General features: G+C 70.7%; 17 protein-coding genes. 9 read left to right on the top strand and 8 right to left on the bottom strand.

Features of this window, described 5'->3' with window-relative positions:
• Positions 1-74 precede the first annotated feature (74 nt).
• The 3 genes from OHT01_RS30620 to OHT01_RS30610 all read left to right on the top strand — a co-directional run bounded on the left by OHT01_RS30620 (position 75) and on the right by OHT01_RS30610 (position 2,088).
• Positions 75-860: a sporulation protein gene (locus tag OHT01_RS30620; RefSeq protein WP_328556336.1), complete on the top strand. Its 786-nt coding sequence runs from the start codon at positions 75-77 to the stop codon at positions 858-860.
• Positions 861-898: 38 nt separating this feature from the next.
• Positions 899-1,438, top strand: a complete 540-nt coding sequence (locus OHT01_RS30615; RefSeq protein WP_328556335.1) for a YbhB/YbcL family Raf kinase inhibitor-like protein — start codon at positions 899-901, stop codon at positions 1,436-1,438.
• 143 nt (positions 1,439-1,581) lie between these two features.
• Complete coding sequence (locus OHT01_RS30610) at positions 1,582-2,088, top strand: HNH endonuclease (protein ID WP_328556334.1); 507 nt, start codon at positions 1,582-1,584, stop codon at positions 2,086-2,088.
• 67 nt (positions 2,089-2,155) lie between these two features.
• Here the strand turns inward: OHT01_RS30610 and OHT01_RS30605 are convergent, their stop codons facing one another.
• The 3 genes from OHT01_RS30605 to OHT01_RS30595 form a co-directional block, all read right to left on the bottom strand.
• Positions 2,156-3,124 (bottom strand): SPFH domain-containing protein, encoded by a 969-nt coding sequence (locus tag OHT01_RS30605; protein WP_328556333.1) that lies wholly within the window; start codon positions 3,122-3,124, stop codon positions 2,156-2,158.
• A gap of 130 nt (positions 3,125-3,254) precedes the next feature.
• The gene (locus OHT01_RS30600; RefSeq protein ID WP_328556332.1) at positions 3,255-3,689 is read right to left on the bottom strand and encodes an NfeD family protein; all 435 of its coding nucleotides are present in this window, start codon (positions 3,687-3,689) and stop codon (positions 3,255-3,257) included.
• 95 nt (positions 3,690-3,784) lie between these two features.
• Positions 3,785-4,576 carry an ABC transporter ATP-binding protein gene (locus tag OHT01_RS30595; RefSeq protein ID WP_328556331.1) on the bottom strand — a complete coding sequence of 264 codons (792 nt, stop codon included), beginning with the start codon at positions 4,574-4,576 and terminating at the stop codon, positions 3,785-3,787.
• Between the two features lie 121 nt (positions 4,577-4,697).
• Here OHT01_RS30595 and OHT01_RS30590 point away from each other — a divergent pair, with 121 nt between their 5' ends.
• Positions 4,698-5,486, top strand: coding sequence for a hypothetical protein (locus tag OHT01_RS30590; protein WP_328556330.1), 789 nt, complete (start codon positions 4,698-4,700; stop codon positions 5,484-5,486).
• A gap of 395 nt (positions 5,487-5,881) precedes the next feature.
• Here the strand turns inward: OHT01_RS30590 and OHT01_RS30585 are convergent, their stop codons facing one another.
• The 4 genes from OHT01_RS30585 to OHT01_RS30570 form a co-directional block, all read right to left on the bottom strand.
• Complete coding sequence (locus tag OHT01_RS30585) at positions 5,882-6,121, bottom strand: chaplin (RefSeq protein WP_328556329.1); 240 nt, start codon at positions 6,119-6,121, stop codon at positions 5,882-5,884.
• Positions 6,122-6,315: 194 nt separating this feature from the next.
• Positions 6,316-6,561: a chaplin gene (locus OHT01_RS30580; RefSeq protein ID WP_328556328.1), complete on the bottom strand. Its 246-nt coding sequence runs from the start codon at positions 6,559-6,561 to the stop codon at positions 6,316-6,318.
• Positions 6,562-6,782: 221 nt separating this feature from the next.
• On the bottom strand, positions 6,783-7,424 hold the full coding sequence (locus tag OHT01_RS30575; protein ID WP_328556327.1) for a response regulator transcription factor: 642 nt from the start codon (positions 7,422-7,424) through the stop codon (positions 6,783-6,785).
• Positions 7,417-8,586: a GAF domain-containing sensor histidine kinase gene (locus OHT01_RS30570; protein WP_328556326.1), complete on the bottom strand. Its 1,170-nt coding sequence runs from the start codon at positions 8,584-8,586 to the stop codon at positions 7,417-7,419. The genes OHT01_RS30575 and OHT01_RS30570 overlap by 8 nt, the downstream gene beginning before the upstream one ends.
• A 184-nt stretch (positions 8,587-8,770) precedes the next feature.
• Here OHT01_RS30570 and OHT01_RS30565 point away from each other — a divergent pair, with 184 nt between their 5' ends.
• From OHT01_RS30565 to OHT01_RS30555, 3 genes are all read left to right on the top strand, one after another.
• Entirely contained in the window at positions 8,771-9,466 is a 696-nt protein-coding gene (locus OHT01_RS30565) for an SDR family NAD(P)-dependent oxidoreductase (RefSeq protein WP_328556325.1), read from the top strand.
• The gene (locus OHT01_RS30560; RefSeq protein ID WP_328556324.1) at positions 9,463-10,578 is read left to right on the top strand and encodes an S-adenosylmethionine:tRNA ribosyltransferase-isomerase; all 1,116 of its coding nucleotides are present in this window, start codon (positions 9,463-9,465) and stop codon (positions 10,576-10,578) included. The genes OHT01_RS30565 and OHT01_RS30560 overlap by 4 nt, the downstream gene beginning before the upstream one ends.
• Positions 10,579-10,882: 304 nt before the next feature.
• A complete protein-coding gene (locus OHT01_RS30555; RefSeq protein WP_328556323.1) occupies positions 10,883-11,677 on the top strand; it encodes a transglycosylase SLT domain-containing protein in 795 nt (264 codons plus the stop codon).
• An 81-nt stretch (positions 11,678-11,758) separates the two neighbouring features.
• Here OHT01_RS30555 and OHT01_RS30550 read toward each other — a convergent pair whose 3' ends face one another.
• A complete protein-coding gene (locus OHT01_RS30550; protein ID WP_328556322.1) occupies positions 11,759-14,257 on the bottom strand; it encodes an ABC transporter ATP-binding protein/permease in 2,499 nt (832 codons plus the stop codon).
• 240 nt (positions 14,258-14,497) lie between these two features.
• Between OHT01_RS30550 and OHT01_RS30545 the strand changes: the two genes are divergently transcribed.
• Together OHT01_RS30545 and serB are read left to right on the top strand one after the other, a co-directional pair.
• Entirely contained in the window at positions 14,498-16,345 is a 1,848-nt protein-coding gene (locus OHT01_RS30545) for a streptophobe family protein (protein ID WP_328556321.1), read from the top strand.
• A 675-nt stretch (positions 16,346-17,020) separates the two neighbouring features.
• Entirely contained in the window at positions 17,021-18,238 is a 1,218-nt protein-coding gene (serB, locus tag OHT01_RS30540) for a phosphoserine phosphatase SerB (protein WP_328556320.1), read from the top strand.
• Positions 18,239-18,264 lie beyond the last annotated feature (26 nt).

Here is an 18,264-nt window from a genome sequence, read left to right as displayed (position 1 = left end):
ATCGCGTTTGTACGGATCAAGGGATCCAGACGGACACAGGACGGAACAGGCGTTGCCTGGGGAGGAAGTGCGACATGGGGTTCAAGCGGCTGCTCGCTAGCTTGGGGGCCGGCGGGGCTTCGGTCGAGACGGTGCTGACCGAGGCGAACACCGTTCCGGGCGGCGTCGTCCAGGGTGAGGTGCGGATCCAGGGTGGCTCGGTCGACCAGTCGATCGAGGGTCTGTCGGTCGGCCTGCAGGCCACGGTCGAGGTCGAGGGCCACGACGACCAGGAGTACAAGCAGAACATCGAGTTCACGAAGCTGCGGCTCGGCGGGGCCTTCGAGCTGCAGGCGGGTGCCGTGCACTCGGTTCCGTTCGGGCTGGAGATCCCGTGGGAGACGCCGGTCACCATGATCGACGGGCAGAGCCTGCGCGGGATGCACATCGGTGTGACCACCGAGCTGGAGATCGCCCGTGCCATCGACTCGGGCGACCTCGACCCGATCAATGTGCACCCGCTGCCCGCGCAGCAGGCGATTCTCGACGCCTTCATCCGGCTGGGCTTCCGCTTCAAGAACGCGGACATGGAGCGCGGCCACATCAGGAACACGCGTCAGCGGCTGCCGTTCTACCAGGAGATCGAGTTCTACCCGCCGTCGCAGTACCGCGGGCTGAACCAGATGGAGCTGAGCTTCGTCGCGGACGACCGTGCGATGGACGTCATCCTGGAGATGGACAAGAAGCCGGGCCTCTTCAGTGAGGGCAGCGACTCGTACCGCTCCTTCGAGGTGGGGCTGCACGACTTCCAGGGCACGGACTGGGCCGGATACCTGAACCAGTGGCTGTCGGAGGTCGGCAGCAAGCGCAGCTGGTTCTAGGCTCGGCATACGGATTCCGCCGTTCAGGAGGTACTGACGTGACCGAGCTCAAGAGGCCGCCGCTCCCGCACGACTTCCATCCGCCGGTGCCGGCGTTCACGGTCGCCAGCGAGGATGTCGAGCCGGGCGCGGTGCTGAAGGACGCGCAGGTCCACGCGGCCGGGAACACCTCGCCGCAGCTGAGCTGGGAGGGCTTCCCGGCGGAGACCAAGAGCTTCGCCGTGACGTGCTTCGATCCGGACGCCCCGACGGGGAGCGGGTTCTGGCACTGGGTGGTGTTCGACATCCCGGCCTCGGTGACGGAGCTGCCGACGGGGGCGGGCAGCGGCAAGTTCGAGGGGCTGCCCGACGGCGCGGTCCAGGTGCGCAACGACTACGGGTCCCGGGACTTCGGGGGCGCGGCGCCGCCGGCCGGCGATCCCGCGCACCGGTACGTCTTCACGGTGTACGCCGTGGATCAGGAGAAGCTCGGTCCCGACGCGGAGGTGTCGCCCGCCGTGGTGGGCTTCAATCTGCGGTTCCACACGCTGGCGCGCGCCCAGTTGATCGGTGAGTACACGGCTCCTGCCGCAGACTGACGTTCGCCGAACGTTTGCCCGCCTCTGGTCATGGAAGTGATCAGGGGCGGGCATTTTTATTGCGTTGTCCATCTCGGCGTGCCCGGCCAGAGTTGATCCCAGCCCGCCGCAGGTGGGCCGGTGCGCAGGAGGAGGTGGGCTGGATGCGGGACACGCTGGTACTGAACGCGAGCTTTGAGCCGCTGTCGACGGTGACGTTGAACCGAGCCGTTGTTCTGGTGCTGCAGGACAAGGCCGTCGTCGAGCAGGCCCACCCCGAACTGCGCATGCGCGGAGCGGCGTTGGACATACCCGTGCCCCGGGTGATCCGGCTCTGCCGCTACGTCCGGGTGCCGTTCCGAAGACAAGCGCCGTGGTCGAGGCGGGGTGTGCTGATACGTGACCGGCACAGGTGCGCCTACTGCGGCCGACGGGCCACGACCGTGGACCACGTGGTCCCGCGTGCCCAGGGCGGCCAGGACTCGTGGCTGAACACGGTGGCCTCCTGCGCCGAGGACAATCACCGCAAGGCGGCCCGTACGCCGGAGCAGGCCCAGATGCCGTTGCTGCGGCAGCCGTTCGAGCCGACACCGGCGGACGCCATGCTGCTGGCGCTCGGCCAGGACGACTTCGACGCGCTGCCGGGGTGGCTGGCCCAGCCGGCCGCGTAACCGTACCGCGTCCGTACGACGACGGGGCCCACCTCCCTGTGGAGGTGGGCCCCGTCGTCGTACGGCATCAGTCCGTGATGGACGGCTTCTCGCGGCGTTCGTTTCCGCCGCCGGAGTCCGAGGAGGATCCGCGGTTGCCCGAGTTGCCCGAACCCCCGCCCAGGTTGCCGAAGTTGCCCATGGCGCCGCTGAGGCCCTTGAGGGCGTCGCCGAGCTCGCTGGGCACGATCCAGAGCTTGTTGGCGTCGCCCTCGGCGATCTTCGGGAGCATCTGGAGGTACTGGTAGGAGAGGAGTTTCTGGTCCGGGTCTCCGGCGTGGATGGCCTCGAAGACCGTACGGACGGCCTGGGCCTCGCCCTCGGCGCGCAGGGCCGCGGCCTTGGCCTCGCCCTCGGCGCGCAGGATCGCGGACTGCTTCTCGCCCTCGGCGGTGAGGATCTGCGACTGCCGGATGCCTTCCGCGGTGAGGATCGCGGCGCGCTTGTCGCGGTCGGCTCGCATCTGCTTCTCCATCGAGTCCTGGATGGAGGTGGGCGGTTCGATCGCCTTCAGTTCGACCCGGTTGACGCGGATGCCCCACTTGCCGGTGGCCTCGTCGAGGACGCCGCGCAGGGCCGCGTTGATCTCCTCACGGGAGGTCAGGGTCCGCTCCAGGTCCATGCCGCCGATGATGTTGCGGAGGGTGGTGACGGTGAGCTGCTCGATCGCCTGGATGTAGCTGGCGACCTCGTACGTCGCGGCTCGCGCGTCGGTGACCTGGTAGTAGATGACGGTGTCGATGTTGACGACCAGGTTGTCCTGGGTGATCACCGGCTGGGGCGGGAACGGGACGACCTGTTCACGCAGGTCGATGCGGTTGCGGATCGAGTCTATGAACGGGACGACGATGTTCAGGCCGGCGTTCAGTGTCCGCGTGTAGCGGCCGAAGCGCTCGACGATGGCGGCGCTGGCCTGTGGGATGACCTGGATGGTCTTGATCAGGGCGATGAAGACCAGCACCACCAGAATGATCAGGACGATGATGATCGGTTCCATCGATGCTCCCCGTACCCTTCTCCACTCGGTAATTCCGAAAGATCTTATGGGTGTTGAAGATCTTGCTGGACGAGTCTGACAGAACGTCGTCTGCCACGTGGGGCGTTCGGTTCACTTGCGTTGTACGAGGTCACATGACGATCGCCGTGGCTCCGTCGATGTCCACGACATCGACTTCCTGGCCCACCTCGTAGGCCAGTCCGGCGTCGAGGGCGCGTGCCGACCAGATCTCTCCGGCGAGCTTGATGCGGCCCCCGCCCGAACTGTCCACGCGTTCCAGGACGATGGCCTGTTTGCCCTTCAACGCCTCGATTCCCGTGGCGAGTTGCGGGCGTTGGGCGCTGTGCCGGGCGGCGATGGGGCGTACGACGGCGATGAGCGCGACCGACACGCCCACGAAGACGAGTACTTGGAGGACGACACCGCCGCCGAGGCCCGCCACGACCGCCGCCGCGACGGCGCCGACGGAGAGCATCCCGAACTCCGGCATGGCGGTCACCACGAGCGGGATGCCGAGTCCGGCCGCCCCGACCAGCCACCACACCCATGCGTTGATGTCGTTCACACGGTCATGGTAGGTCCGCGCTCCCCCGGCGGACAGAGCGCGCGATCAAGTCGGGTACGCCGGGTGATGGGTGTGCGTCCGCGTGCCGCGACGGTTCAGGCCATCGGGAGGCCCTGCGCGGTCCAGCGCTCGCCGACCTGATCGACGACGAGCGGGAGGCCGAAGCAGAGGGAGAGGTTGCGCGAGGTGAGTTCGAGCTCCAGCGGGCCGGCGGCGAGCACCTTGCCCTGCCGGATCATCAGGACGTGGGTGAAGCCGGGGGCGATCTCCTCGACATGGTGCGTGACCATGATCATGGAGGGGGCGATCGGGTCGCGGGCGAGGCGGCCGAGGCGGCGCACGAGGTCCTCGCGGCCGCCGAGGTCGAGGCCGGCCGCGGGCTCGTCGAGGAGCAGCAGTTCGGGGTCGGTCATCAGGGCGCGGGCGATCAGGGTGCGCTTGCGCTCGCCCTCGGAGAGGGTGCCGAACCTGCGCTCCAGGTAGTCGCTCATGCCGAGGCGGTCGAGGAAGGCGCGGGCGCGCTGCTCGTCGATGTCCTCGTAGTCCTCGTGCCACCCGGCGGTCATGCCGTACGCGGCGGTCAGGACCGTCTGCAGGACGGTCTGGCGCTTGGGGAGCTTCTCGGCCATCGCGATGCCGGCGATGCCGATGCGCGGGCGCAGCTCGAAGACGTCGACCTGGCCGAGGGTCTCACCGAGGATCGTGGCGGTGCCCGCGCTGGGGAAGAGGTAGCTGGAGGCGACGTTCAGGAGGGTCGTCTTCCCGGCGCCGTTGGGGCCGAGGATGACCCAGCGCTCTCCCTCTTTGACCGACCAGGAGACCTGGTCCACCAGAGCCCGGCCCTCGCGGACCACGGATACGTCCACCAGCTCCAGTACATCGCTCATGAGCGCGTTGTCTCCCATTGCAGTCTCGGCCGTCGCTTACGTCTGTGGACGAAGCCCCCAGGGAAAACCTACGCCACCGGTCGGCCGCACCGATCCATCGGCCGGTCCTTAGGGTGGGGGCATGCTCTCGGAACCACGCTCAGGACAGTTGGCGGCATGGGGAAATGCCCTATTGGCCGGACTTGTTTCGCCGGACGACGCCGTGCTCGCCATCGTCGGGGACGACGCGGTGCACCGGGTCGAGGGGCTGCCCGGCGAGTCGGGGCCCGTCGGGCTCACGCTCGCCCTCGGCCGGCTGCGCAGACTCGGGGTGACCGGACTGCGGGTCGCGCTGCCCGCGCCGGGGCATCCGCTCGGGCTCAGCGGGCCGCCCGCGTTCAACGCGCGCGCCCTCGACGCCGAGGAGGCCGTGGTCTGTCACGGCGCGGCGCTGGGGCTCGTGCCCGAGGTGTACGAGGCCGGGCCGGCCGGCGATGTACATGTCGAGGTCGTCTGGCACTGCCTCGCCGTACGGGAGGCTCCGCCCGCCGATGTGCCCTCGCTCGGGGAGTCCGAGCGGGAGCTGGCGGAGGCGCTCCGTGAGGCGACGGAGGTGCTGGCGCGGCTGGACGTGGCCGGGTCGGGGCCGGTCGCGGCTGCGGCGATCGAGGCGTACCGGGCGCGGGCCGAGCGGGGGCACGAGGTGCTGGCCCCCGGGTACCCGCCGCGCGCGGTGCGCGTGTTGGAGCTGGCTCAGCGGGTCGGGATGCTGATTTCCGTGGCGTACGAGAGCGGGCACGGCGGCGCGGTGAGCGCGTCGGAGATGTCCGCTCGGGCCGAGGCCCTGCGCCCGGTGGAGCGGACGGCCCGGCGGGCGCAGGTGGCCGCGTACAACGCGTTCGTGGAGGAGATGGAGCGGGGGGCGCGCTGAGCTTGGCTCGGTGCTCGGCTCGGCTCGGTGCTCGGCTCGGCTCGGCTCGGCTCGGCTCGGCTCGGCACGGCTCGGCACGGCTCGGCTCGGCTCGGCTCGGTGTCCGGCTCCGGGACGTTGGGGGGCGGGGCCGTGCCGGTACATCCGCCCGCATCCGAACGGATCCCACCGGCGTTTCGAAGTGGGCGTGGGTGCTGATCCGTCCGGCCTGCGGGCATTTGATGTACCGGCACGGCCCCTTCCGTGCGTACCCGGCCGCGGGCGCGTCGTGGTGGACCGTCAGGTCCCTGGGCCGGGGGAATTCAGCGCCCCGGCGGTTGAGGAGTGAGCTGAGGTGCATGCGGAAGGGCCCCGCGAAACGTTTCCGTTCGCGGGGCCCTTGTGGGCGGTGGGGCTCAGCCGTTGACGCCCGCGTTGCCGAACGCCGGGTTCAGGGCGCCGATGACGTTCACGCTGTCGCCGACCACGTTCACGGGGACGTGGACCGGGACCTGCGCGACGTTGCCCGAGAGGACGCCGGGCGACTGCACGGCCGCGCCCTCGGCGCCCGAGTTTGCGACGGCGGCACCGGCGCAAGCTCCCGCGGCGATACCGGCGACGGTGACGGCCAGAGCGGCCTTCTTGGCGATGTTCATGGGAAGTGTTCCTCCTGCGTTCACGAATCCGACCCGCCGCGGGTCGTACCTGAGCAACGCCGCAGAGCCGGGGACGGCACGGGGGGCCGCAGGGTTTGCCCCGTCCGGTGCAGTCCGCCGATGAGCCGACAAGCCGACCGGCCCCCAGGGATTTCCCGGAGGGCCGGTGGCCGTGATCGTTCCGGTGGGGAAACTCAGCGGTTGAGGCCGAGGTTGCCGAACGCGGGGTTCAGCGCGCCGATGACGTTCACGCTGTTGCCGACCACGTTCACGGGAACGTCGACCGGGGCCTGGACGAGGTTGCCCGAGACGACGCCCGGGGAGCCCACGGCCTGGCCGGCCGCCGACGCGCCGTCCGCGGCCGAAGCCATGCCCGCACCGGCGGCGACCAGACCGCCCGCCACCATCGCGACAGCTGTGACCTTCTTCAGGTTCTTCACGTGTGAAACCCCTCCTCGCGAACACCGCGGCAGTCCGCCGCGGCGCACTGGAGAACGGCCGGCCCCCGGAGAGGATGCGCCATCCGGGTGACATACACCCGACGGTATGAATCTCATCCCGGGTCGGAACCCCCCGAGTTGCCGGGCGTTGGCACCGTCCCGCCCGTCTCCTGAGGGGGTGCGCCGGCGCGTGGATCCCCTGGTGGGACACCCCCTGACGATCAGTCCGCGATCCCGTGCCGTACCGCCCAGAGCGCGGCCTGGGTGCGGTCGGCGAGGTCGAGCTTCATCAGGATGTTCGAAACGTGTGTCTTCACCGTCTTCTCGGAGAGGACGAGGGCACGGGCGATCTCCCGGTTGGAGCGGCCGTCCGCGATCAGGCCGAGCACCTCGCGCTCCCGGTCGGTGAGCGAACCGCCTCTCCCTTGGCCCGAGTTGACCTCTTCCTGGGACAACAGGGCGCCCGCGACCTCGGCTTGGAGAATGATGTGCCCCGCGTGGACCGAGCGGATGGCTCCGGCCAGCGCGTCGGGATCCACGTCCTTGTAGACGTACCCGGCGGCGCCCGCGCGCAGCGCCGGCACCACCGTGCGCTGCTCGGTGAAGCTGGTGACGATCAGCACGCGTGCGGGGTTGACGAGTTCGCGGAGCTTGCGCAGCGCGTCGATGCCGTCCATTCCCGGCATCTTGACGTCCATGAGGACGACGTCGGGTCTCAACTCCTCGGCGCGGGCGACGCCTTCGGCTCCGTCGGACGCCTCTCCGACGACCTCGATGTCGTCCTGCACTTCGAGAAAGGTGCGCAGTCCCCGGCGGACGACCTGGTGGTCGTCGACGAGCAGCACCTTGATTGCGTCAGCCACCAGGGACCTCCATTTCGATCATGGTGCCCTTTCCGGGCGCCGATTCCACGGTGAGTGTTCCGCCGACCCCGCTCGCCCGGTCCCGCATCGACACCAGGCCGAGATGGCGGCCGGCGCTGCGTATCGCGGTGGGGTCAAAGCCGCTGCCGTCGTCCATGACGTGCAGGACGGCACCGGGGCCGCGCCTGACCAGGCTGACGTCGACACGGGTGGCGCCGGAGTGCCGCAGGGCGTTGTGCAGGGCCTCCTGGGCCACTCGCAGCATCGCCTCCTCCTGGGAGTTGGGCAGCGCTCGTACACCGTGGCTGGTGAAGGTCACGCGCGCGGAGTGGGCGCGGTCCAGGACCTGGATCTGGGTGCGCAGGGTGGCGACCAGGCCGTCCTCGTCGAGGGCGGCGGGGCGCAACTCGACGACGGCGGCGCGCAGTTCCTCGGTGGCCTCGGCTGCCAGCGCGGCGACCTGCTGGAGTTCGCCCTTGGCCCGGGAGGGGTCGCGGTCGACGAGGGTGGCGGCGGCCTGCGCGGTGAGGCGCAGGGAGAACAGCTTCTGGCTGACGGCGTCGTGCAGTTCGTGCGCGAGCCGGGAGCGCTCCTCGGCGATCGTGAGCTCGCGGCTGCGCTCGTAGAGCCGGGCGTTGGTCAGGGCGATGGCCGCGTGCTGGGCGAGGATGGTGAGGAGTTCCTCGTCGTCCTCGGTGAAGCCGCAGCTTCCCTCCGGCTCGGGGTTCGGGGAGTGCCCCTGCCCCGGGCACCGCTTGTTCGCGAGGAAGAGCGCGCCGATGACCTCGTCGCCGTCGCGGATGGGCAGGCCCAGGAAGTCGGACATGTCGGGGTGGGCCTCGGGCCAGCCCTCGAAGCGGGGGTCCCTGCGTACGTCGGCCAGGCGCTCGGTGCGGGCCTCGCGCAGCATCGCGGCGAGGATGCCGTGCTGGCGCGGGAGGGGTCCGATGGCCTTCCACTGTGCGTCGCTGACACCGTCGACGACGAACTGGGCGAAGCCTCCGTGGTCGTCGGGCACGCCCAGCGCCGCGTACTGCGCGTCGAGCAGCTCGCGCGCCGAGGCGACGATCGTCTTGAGGACGTCGCGCACTTCGAGGTGCCTGCTCATGGCCAGGAGCGCGGTGCTCACCGCGTACAGGCCCGACCGGGGTCCGTGACTCATGACCCCAAACTACCGGCGGGGTGTGACACCGCGTATCGGACCCGTGCCGGCGTCCGCCCGGCCATTGGGCCTAGGCCGAAGGGCCCCTGATCATTACGGCCCGCGCACGAGGCGGCCGGGCGGGCCCCGTTCCTACCGTGAGGGCACCCGCCGGGAAGGCGGCCTGAGTGAGGGGACGGATGTCATGCCGGTAGCGATCATCACGGGGGCCTCGAAGGGGCTGGGCAGGGCGCTCGGCGCGGCCCTGGCGGAACGCGGCTGGGACCTGGTGCTCGACGCCAGAACGGCCGGGGTGCTGAAGGAGACCGCGGAGGCGCTGTCCGCCCACGGGACCCGGGTGGAGGCTCTGCCCGGGGACGTGACGGACGCGGATCACCGTGCCGCGCTGGTGGCGGCGGCCCGGAGGCTGGGGGGTGTCGACCTGCTCGTGAACAACGCGAGCGCGCTGGGCGCGGAGCCGCTGGTGCGCCTGGAGGAGCTGGGCCTGGACGGGCTGCGGCAGGCCCTGGAGGTCAATGTGGTCGCCGCCCTGGGGATGGTCCAGGAGGCGCTGCCGCTGCTGAGGGCGGCGGGGGCGGGCGCGGTCGTCGGTGTCAGCTCGGACGCCGCGGCGGAGGCGTACGAGACCTGGGGCGGTTACGGCGCCTCCAAGGCGGCGCTCGACCACCTCTCCGCGGTGCTCGGCGAGGAGGAGTCCGGCCTGCGGGTGTGGGCCGTGGACCCCGGGGACATGGGCACGGACCTCTACCGGGCGGCCGTACCGGACGACGGTGATCCGCGGCCGGCCCCGGAGAGCGTGGTTCCGGCCTTTCTCCGTCTGCTCGACGAGCGGCCCGCCAGTGGGCGCTACACGGCGGCGGCGCTGCTGGAGGAGCGGTGACGACGGCGACGGGGGTTCCTCAGGCCGGGGGCGGCCGGGCGTGGGGGCAGGTTCCGGAGGAGCTGTCGGCCCGGGTGCCGGCGGAGCAGCGCGGCCCCGGGCGCGACCGGGACTCCGTACGGCTGCTGGTGTCGCGCGGTGTCGCGGTGTCGCACCACGCGTTCGTGGAGCTGCCCGGGGAGCTGCGGGCGGGGGATCTGCTGATCGTCAACACCTCGGCCACCCTGGCGGCGGCCGTGGACGGGTGGCTCGGCCACGCGCGTGTGGTGGTGCATTTCTCCACGCGTGGCGACGACGGGCGGTGGGCGGTCGAACTGCGGGATCCCGACGGGATGGGGACCACGCGTGCGCGTGCGGGCGGCCCCGCGGGAACAGTGGTGCGTCTGCCCGGGGCCGTACCCCTGGTCCTGGAGGAACCGCTGTCCGCGCGCGGTCCCCGGCTGTGGTGGGCGCGGGTGCCGGACACGGACGTACCGGGACTGCTGCGGAGGCACGGGCGGCCCATCCGCTACTCCTATACGGAGCGGGACCAGCCGCTGTCCGTCTACCAGACGGTGTTCGCGCTGCCGTCCGCCGACGGCGGGGGCAGCGCGGAGATGCCGAGCGCGGCACGCCCCTTCACCGCGCGTCTGGTGGCGGAGCTGGTGAGCCGGGGTGTGCAGTTCGCGCCGGTCACGCTGCACACGGGGGTCGCGTCGGCCGAGGCGCACGAGCCGCCGTATCCGGAGCGGTACGAGGTGTCCGCGGTGTCGGCCCGGCTGATCAACGCGGCGCGGGCGGGTGGGGGCCGGATCATCGCGGTCGGTACGACGGCCGTGCGGGCCGTGGAGTCGGCGACCGGCACGGACGGGCTGGTCCGGGCCGCGCGGGGCTGGACCGGCCTGGTGGTGACCCCGGAGCGCGGTGTACGGGCCGTCGACGGGCTGCTGACCGGGCTGCACGAGCCGGAGGCCTCGCATCTGCTGATGCTGGAGGCGATCGCGGGAGGGGCGGCGATCGACCGCGGTTACGCCGAGGCCCTGCGGGCGCGCTACCTCTGGCACGAGTTCGGGGACGTACACCTGATCCTCCCGGAGGAGGGCCCTCACTCTGAGCATTGCGTGCGCAACTAGCAGTCAGATCGGCCGGGGTGCCATGTGAGCCCGCGCATAGGGTCCAGGTCACGTACGAAGGAGCATAGGAGATAAAAGGGACAAGATGAGCAGGGAAGACGTGCCAGTCTGCCCCGATTTGCCCCTTCCGTCTCCACTACCCGGCTTCGTAGGTCACAGCTTTGCCAGGGCATTTTGCGACCGCTAAGAATTGCGTTGTCGCTCAGCGCGGCGGGTTCTCCCCCGCAGCGTTTGTTCCGGAAACACACAGTCCCCCGCCGGGACGAAGAGCGACCTCCGCGCTATTCGAAGAGGTCCATCAGTCATGCCCAAGAACATCACCACTCCTGGTCATCGTCCGACGCTGACCAAGCTCCACAAGCTTTCGATCGCCGGTGTGGCCACCCTCGGTGCCGCCGCCCTCGCGTTCTCCCTGGTACCCGGCAACTCGCACACCACCACGGACGACGCCGCCGCCCCCACGGCGCAGGTCGCCTACACCGGGCACCAGATCAAGGACGTCAAGGCCGGCGTCACCGGCGCCCTGGCCGGTGCCGACCTGAAGGCCCAGGCCATCGCGGCGAAGCACAAGGCGGCGGCCCACTCCACGGCCGCTTCCAAGAAGAAGGCCGCCGACGCGGTGGCCGCGAAGCACAAGGCGGCCGCCCAGGCCGCGAAGAAGAAGACGGCCGCGCACGCGGCGGCGAAGAAGAAGGCCGCAGCGTCGCGCGCCGAGTCCGCCGTCGCGAGCCGCTCCACGCAGCGCATCAAGCTGCAGACGGTCGCCGCGAAGACGTACGCCAACAACCTCGACGGCTGGATCCGCCAGTCCCTCGACATCCTGAAGGCCAAGGGCATCCCCGGCACCTACCAGGGGCTGCACAAGAACATCATGCGTGAGTCCTCGGGCAACCCGATGGCCATCAACGACTGGGACATCAACGCCATCAACGGCATCCCGTCGAAGGGTCTGCTCCAGGTCATCCCGCCGACGTTCAAGGCGTACCACGTGGCCGGTACCTCGTGGAACATCTACGACCCGGTCGCCAACATCACCGCCGCCTGCAACTACGCGGCCGACAAGTACGGTTCCATGGACAACGTGAACAGCGCGTACTGAGGACTCAGCGCGGAGTTCCCCACAGACGCCGAAGGGCGGCACCCCGATCCGGGGTGCCGCCCTCGCGTCGTTCCCGGGCGTCTACTTGCGCATGACCTCGGGCTCGTGGCGGCGCAGGAAGCGGGCCACGAAGAAGCCGCAGACCACACCGAGGACGACCAGCGCGATCATGTCCAGGGTCCAGGCCCCGGCCGTGTGGTTCCACAGCGGGTCCGTGCTCGTCGGGTCGTCCTGGTTCGGGAAGATGTTGTTCAGGTCCAGCGTGGCGCCGGAGGCGGCCACCGCCCAGCGGGCCGGCATCAGGTACGAGAACTGGTTGACGCCCACCGTGCCGTTCAGGATGAACAGACAGCCGGTGAAGACGACCTGGACGATCGCGAACATGACCAGGAGCGGCATGGTCTTCTCCGCGGTCTTCACCAGCGAAGAGATGATCAGGCCGAACATCATCGACACGAAGCCCAGAGCCATGATCGGCAGCGTGAGCTCGATCTTGGGCAGGCTCTTGAGGATCAGCCCCTGGGCCGGCACCTCACGGCTGCCGAAGCCGATGGCACCGACCAGAGCGCCCTGCAGCAGGGTGATCACCCCGAGGACGATCACCTTGGACATCAGGTACGCCGAACGCGACAGGCCCGTCGCGCGTTCGCGCTCGTAGATCACCCGTTCCTTGATCAGCTCACGGACCGAGTTGGCGGCGCCCGCGAAGCACGCGCCGACCGCGAGGATCAGCAGCACGGTCGTGGCCGTGCCGTTCGCGACATGGGCACCCGAGGGCAGCACCTTGTCGTTGACCAGCAGCGTCTTGCCGTTGTCGATGAGCAGGCTGACCGAGCCCAGGACGGCCGGCAGGATCACCGTCAGCGCCAGGAAGCCCCTGTCCGACGCGATCACCGATGCGTAGCGGCGGATCAGCGTCATCAGCTGGGAGCCCCAGCTCTGCGGCTTCGGCGGCTTCATCGCCTGCGCGGGCGGCATCTGCGTCGACTGCGGAGCCACCGCGTCGATGTCCGCGGCGTACATCTGGTAGTGCTGCGAACCCTTCCAGCGGCCCGCCCAGTCGTAGTCGCGGTAGTTCTCGAACGCGGAGAAGACGTCGGCCCAGGTCTCGTAGCCGAAGAAGTTCAGCGCCTCCTCCGGCGGACCGAAGTAGGCGACGGAGCCGCCGGGCGCCATCACGAGGAGCTTGTCGCAGATCGCCAGCTCCGCCACCGAGTGGGTGACGACGAGGACCGTACGGCCGTCGTCGGCGAGGCCGCGCAGCAACTGCATGACATCGCGGTCCATGCCCGGGTCGAGACCGGAAGTCGGCTCGTCCAGGAAGATCAGCGACGGCTTGGTGAGCAGCTCCAGGGCCACCGAGACCCGCTTGCGCTGGCCACCGGAGAGGGAGGTGATCTTCTTCTCTTTGTGGATGTCCAGCTTCAGCTCGCGCAGCACCTCGTCTATCCGGGCCTCGCGCTCCTGGCCCGTGGTGTCGGCGGGGAAGCGCAGCTTGGCCGCGTACTTGAGGGCCTTCTTGACGGTCAGCTCCTTGTGCAGGATGTCGTCCTGCGGGACCAGACCGATGCGCTGACGGAGCTCGGCGAACTGCTTGTACAGGTTCCGGTTGTCGTAGAGGACGTCACCCTGGTTGGCGGGGCGGTAGCCCGTGAGCGCCTTCAGGAGCGTCGACTTGCCGGACCCCGACGGGCCGATGACCGCGACGAGCGACTTCTCGGGTACGCCGAAGGAGACGTCCTTGAGGATCTGCTTGCCGCCGTCGACGGTGACCGTCAGGTGGCGGGCCGAGAAGGAGACCTCACCGGTGTCGACGAACTCTTCCAGCCGGTCGCCGACCAGACGGAACGTCGAGTGGCCGACGCCGACGATGTCGTTCGGGCCGAGCAGCGCGGAGCCGCCCTTGGCGATCGGCATACCGTTGACGTACGTGCCGTTGTGCGAGCCGAGATCACGGATCTCGAAGCGGCCGTCCGGCGTCGCGTGGAACTCGGCGTGGTGACGCGAGACTTGGAGGTCGGAGACCACCAGCTCGTTCTCCAGCGCGCGGCCTATGCGCATCACACGGCCGAGCGAGAACTGGTGGAAGGTCGTCGGGCTACGGTCGCCGTAGACCGGCGGCGCCCCCGCGCCACCACCGGGTCCCTGCTGCTGCGGAATGCTCGCCGCCTGCTGCGGCTGCTGCTGCGAGGCCTGTTCCGGCGCCTGCGGCGTGGGCTGCTGAGCCCAGCCGGGGCCTGCGCCCTGCGCCGCGAGCGGCGTCTGCTGCGGCTGCGCCACCGAGGCCGCGGCACCTGACACGCTCAGGCGCGGTCCGTCGGTCGCGTTGCCCAGATGCACGGCCGAACCGGGGCCCATCTCCATCTGGTGGATCCGCTGCCCCCGTACGAACGTGCCGTTGGTGCTCCCGTGGTCGTCGATGACCCAACTACGGCCGTTCCAGCTGATCGTGGCGTGACGCCAGGAGACCCTGGCGTCCTCCAGCACGATGTCACCCTGCGGATCACGTCCGAGGGTGTAGGGCCTGGACGCGTCGAGCGTCCAGGTCCGTCCATTCAATTCCAGTACGAGTTCCGGCACTCCAGCCCCACTGAGTTGTCCCCCGAGTTTCCCCCGTCGCAGGGAGTCTAGGGATGTCGAACATCGTGGGGAACTATTTCAGTACAGGCCGCCTGACCGAAAGTCGGGCCTTGTGAAGGACACTCCGCGGGCGGGTTGTCCGTTTCCGTTGACGGGGTTGAAACCGGCCCGGAGAGTGGTAATCCCACGCGAGGGGGACATTCGCGGGGATCACCGCGGCGCGGATCGGGGGGTCTGGCGATGAGCATCGGGACCATGCACCACGGCGGGAGCACCAGAAGCGTGCCGTGGGGGGACGTGCTGCTGTCCGCGATCGCCTCCGTGAGCTGGGCGTTGATCGGCATGGCGGGCACCGCCGCGCTCGGCCTGCACCTGCTCGGCGCGGACTCGGCGGCCTCGCTCGGCCCCATGACCGCCGCGGTGGTGGCGCTCGGGGCCAACGGCGCGGTGACGCCGTCGGGCAACGTCTCCGCCTTCGGGCTGAAGGGGGCGGAGGCGCACACCGCCATCCAGATCACACCGCTGGGCGTCGGACTGGTCGGCGCCCTGCTGATGTCCTGGTTCTTCCTACGTTCCTTGCGCGGGGCCGGAGTTGTCGTCGCGCCGGCTGAACTCCTGGCGCGGGCGGGCTCGGTGGTCGTCGTGTTCGTGGCGACGCTGGGCGGGCTCGCCTGGGCCGGCCACGACGTCATCACGATCGACGGCGGCAAGCTCGGGCTCGACAAGGTCACGGGGGGTGGCGGCGGGCTCGGTGACATCACGGACAAACTCCCGGGCGGGCTCGGGGACCTCGGCGGCCTGCTGCCCGGCAGGATCGGCGATCTCGTGAAGGCGAAGGCGGCCGTGGGCTTCTCCGTCGACACCACGCCGACGCTGCTCGGCGGGGCCGCGTGGGCCGCCGGGGTCCTGCTGATCGCCCTGCTGGCCTCCCGGCGTACGCCGTTGCCGCGCGGCTGGGACGCCGTGCACCGCGTGGTGCGGCCCGCCGTCTCCTCGCTCGCCGCCGTGCTGCTGGTCGCGGTCCTGGCCGGGCTCGCGGCGGCGGCGTACGCGGCGGTGGGCGACGACCACCCGAAGCGGGTCGCCGGCGCGGCGCTGCTGGGTGCGCCCAACGGGGTCTGGCTCGGCGTCCCCCTCGGACTCTTCGTCCCGTGGGACGGCAAGGCGACCGGCGAGCTGGCCAAGCTGCTGCCCGATCCCCTCGACCGGCTGCTCACGGTCGACGCGTCCCGGCCGGTCACCCTCGGGCGTCTCGCCGAACTCGACGGGCGCGTATGGCTGTTGGCCGTCGCCGCCGCCCTCATGATGCTGTACGCGGGCGTCCTGACGGCCGCGCGTACGCCATTTGTACGGGCCGGGGATGCCGCCGCTGCGGGGGTGCCGGGTGCTTCGGCTGTACGGGGCGATAGCGCGCTGCGGTTCGCCGGGCGCTGCGCACTTCGGCTCGGGGTCGTGACGGCGCTGGCACTGCCGCTGCTCGCGTGGCTGACGGAGGTGTCGGTGGACGCCTCCCTGTCCGTGCTCGGGTTCGACGCGTTCGGGGCCGGGATCACGTTGCACGGGCGGTTGGGGGTGGCGTTGGTACTGGGTGCCCTCTGGGGGGCGGGGGCCGGGGGTGTGGGGGCGTTGCTGGCCTGTGCGAGTGGGGCCGCGGGGCGGAGGGCCGCGGGGGTGGCACGGGGTGACTCGGGGGGTGCGGGGTCCGGGGGGTCCGGGGAGCCCAGAGGGGCCGAGGGGCTCGGCAGTGGTGGGACGGGGGTTGGTGCGAGTGCGAGTGCCGGTGTCGGTGCCGGTGGGAATGCCGGGCCGTACCGGCCCGGGGGGTCGTACCGGGCTCCCAACCCGGACACCAATCCGTATCTGAAGGTGCCGGACCAGTTGCGGGAACCGGAGGATCGGCGGCCTGGCCCGGGAGGTTCCCGGCCGGCCGGTGACGTCTATGGGGCGCCCACCGTGGTGGGGCCGATCGGAGCGCCCCGCCCGAAGCGGAGGCAGGACGGGCCACCGCCGTTGCCTCCACCGCCGCCGCCTGTTCCGCCCGCGCCGGGAGAAGGCCCACCGCCGCCTCCGCGCGGGCCTCGACGCTGAGGATGCGCGGGTCCGGTGGGGGTGGGTCGGGGCCGTGCCGGTACATCCCAGTCCGTCGCCGCTGGATCAGACGTCGGCTACCTGTGCGAACTGCCGATCGACCCGAACGTAAGCGACGGACATCAGGGATGTACCGGCACGACCCCTCCCGTACGCGGCCGGGTGCGAGTGGTACCCGGCTTGCGCCCACCCAGGCACGGCCCCCTCGGTACGCGGCCGGGTGCAGGTGGTACCCGGCTTGCGCCCATCCGGGCACGGCCCCCTCGGTACGCGGCCGGGTGCGGGGGCAGACTTCATCCCCTCGGGGGGTGGAGAAGCGGGGCCAAGGGGCAGCCCCTTCGGCGATTGAGGAGCGTAGTTCGGGGCGGAGCCCCAGAGGTGCGGGGCGGAGCCCCAGAGGTGCGGGGCGGAGCCCCAGGGGTGCGGGTGCCCGGCGCGGGGGTGCGGGGCGGAGCCCCGGGGGTGCGGGTGCCCGGCCCAGGGGTGCGGGCTTCCGGCTCGGGGTGGTGTCGGGGGTCGGCGGGCCGGGCGGGGTGGGAGGTGGTGGACGCCCCCGCGCGGCGGGGGTGGTCCGTTGGTCACCGGTGTGCCGTTTGGGTGTCACCCACTGTTCCGTGTCCGGCAGGCGGACCGGGCGGGCGGGAGGCACTGGGTGCCGGATACGGTGGGACCACCATGAGCGCTTCGCAGACCTCTGATGTGCCCACCCTTCTTGTCAAGATCTTCGGCAAGGACCGGCCCGGCATCACCGCCGGACTCTTCGACACCCTCGCCGCCTGGTCCGTCGACGTGGTCGACATCGAGCAGGTCGTCACCCGGGGCCGGATCGTGCTGTGCGCGCTCGTGACCGAGCCGCCCGCCGGCCTCGAAGGCGATCTGCGGGCCACCGTCCACAGCTGGGCGGAATCGATGAAGATGCAGGCGGAGATCATCTCCGGCCTCGGCGACAACCGCCCGCGCGGATCCGGACGTTCGCTGGTCACCGTGCTCGGGCACCCCCTGACCGCGGAGTCGACGGCCGCCATCGCCGCCCGGATCACGAAGACCGGCGGCAACATCGACCGTATCTTCCGGCTGGCCAAGTACCCGGTGACAGCGGTCGAGTTCGCGGTGTCCGGTACGGAGACCGAGGCGCTGCGCACCGCGCTGGTGACCGAGGCGGCGGCGCTCGGCGTGGACATCGCCGTGGTGGCCGCGGGCCTGCACCGGCGGGCCCAGCGTCTTGTCGTGATGGACGTGGACTCCACGCTCATCCAGGACGAGGTGATCGAGCTCTTCGCCGCGCACGCCGGGTGCGAGGCCGAGGTCGCCGACGTGACGGCGGCCGCCATGCGGGGCGAGCTGGACTTCGAGCAGTCCCTGCACGCGCGCGTGGCGCTCCTCGAAGGGCTGGACGCGTCGGTGGTGCAGAAGGTGCGCGAGGAAGTGCGGCTGACGCCGGGCGCGCGCACGCTGATCCGTACGCTGAAGCGCCTCGGCTTCCAAGTCGGGGTCGTCTCCGGTGGGTTCACGCAGGTGACCGATGACCTGAAGGACCGGCTCGGGCTCGACTTCGCCCAGGCCAACACGCTGGAGATCGTCGACGGGAAACTGACGGGCCGGGTCACCGGGGAGATCGTGGACCGGGCGGGCAAGGCGCGGCTGCTGCGCCGGTTCGCCGCCGAGGCCGGGGTTCCGCTGGCCCAGACCGTGGCGATCGGCGACGGCGCCAACGACCTCGACATGCTCAACGCCGCCGGCCTCGGGGTCGCCTTCAACGCCAAGCCGGTGGTACGGCAGGCCGCGCACACCGCGGTGAACTTCCCGTTCCTCGACACCGTCCTCTATCTGCTGGGCGTCACCCGCGAAGAGGTCGAGGCCGCCGACATGCACGAGGACGACAACGCCCACTGAGTGACGTGCACGACGGACGGGGCCCG

It is taken from the genome of Streptomyces sp. NBC_00358, assembly GCF_036099295.1.
GTDB lineage: Bacteria > Actinomycetota > Actinomycetes > Streptomycetales > Streptomycetaceae > Streptomyces.
The sequence above is the reverse complement of the archived record's forward strand: the minus strand, read 5'-3'. Positions and strand labels throughout refer to the sequence as shown.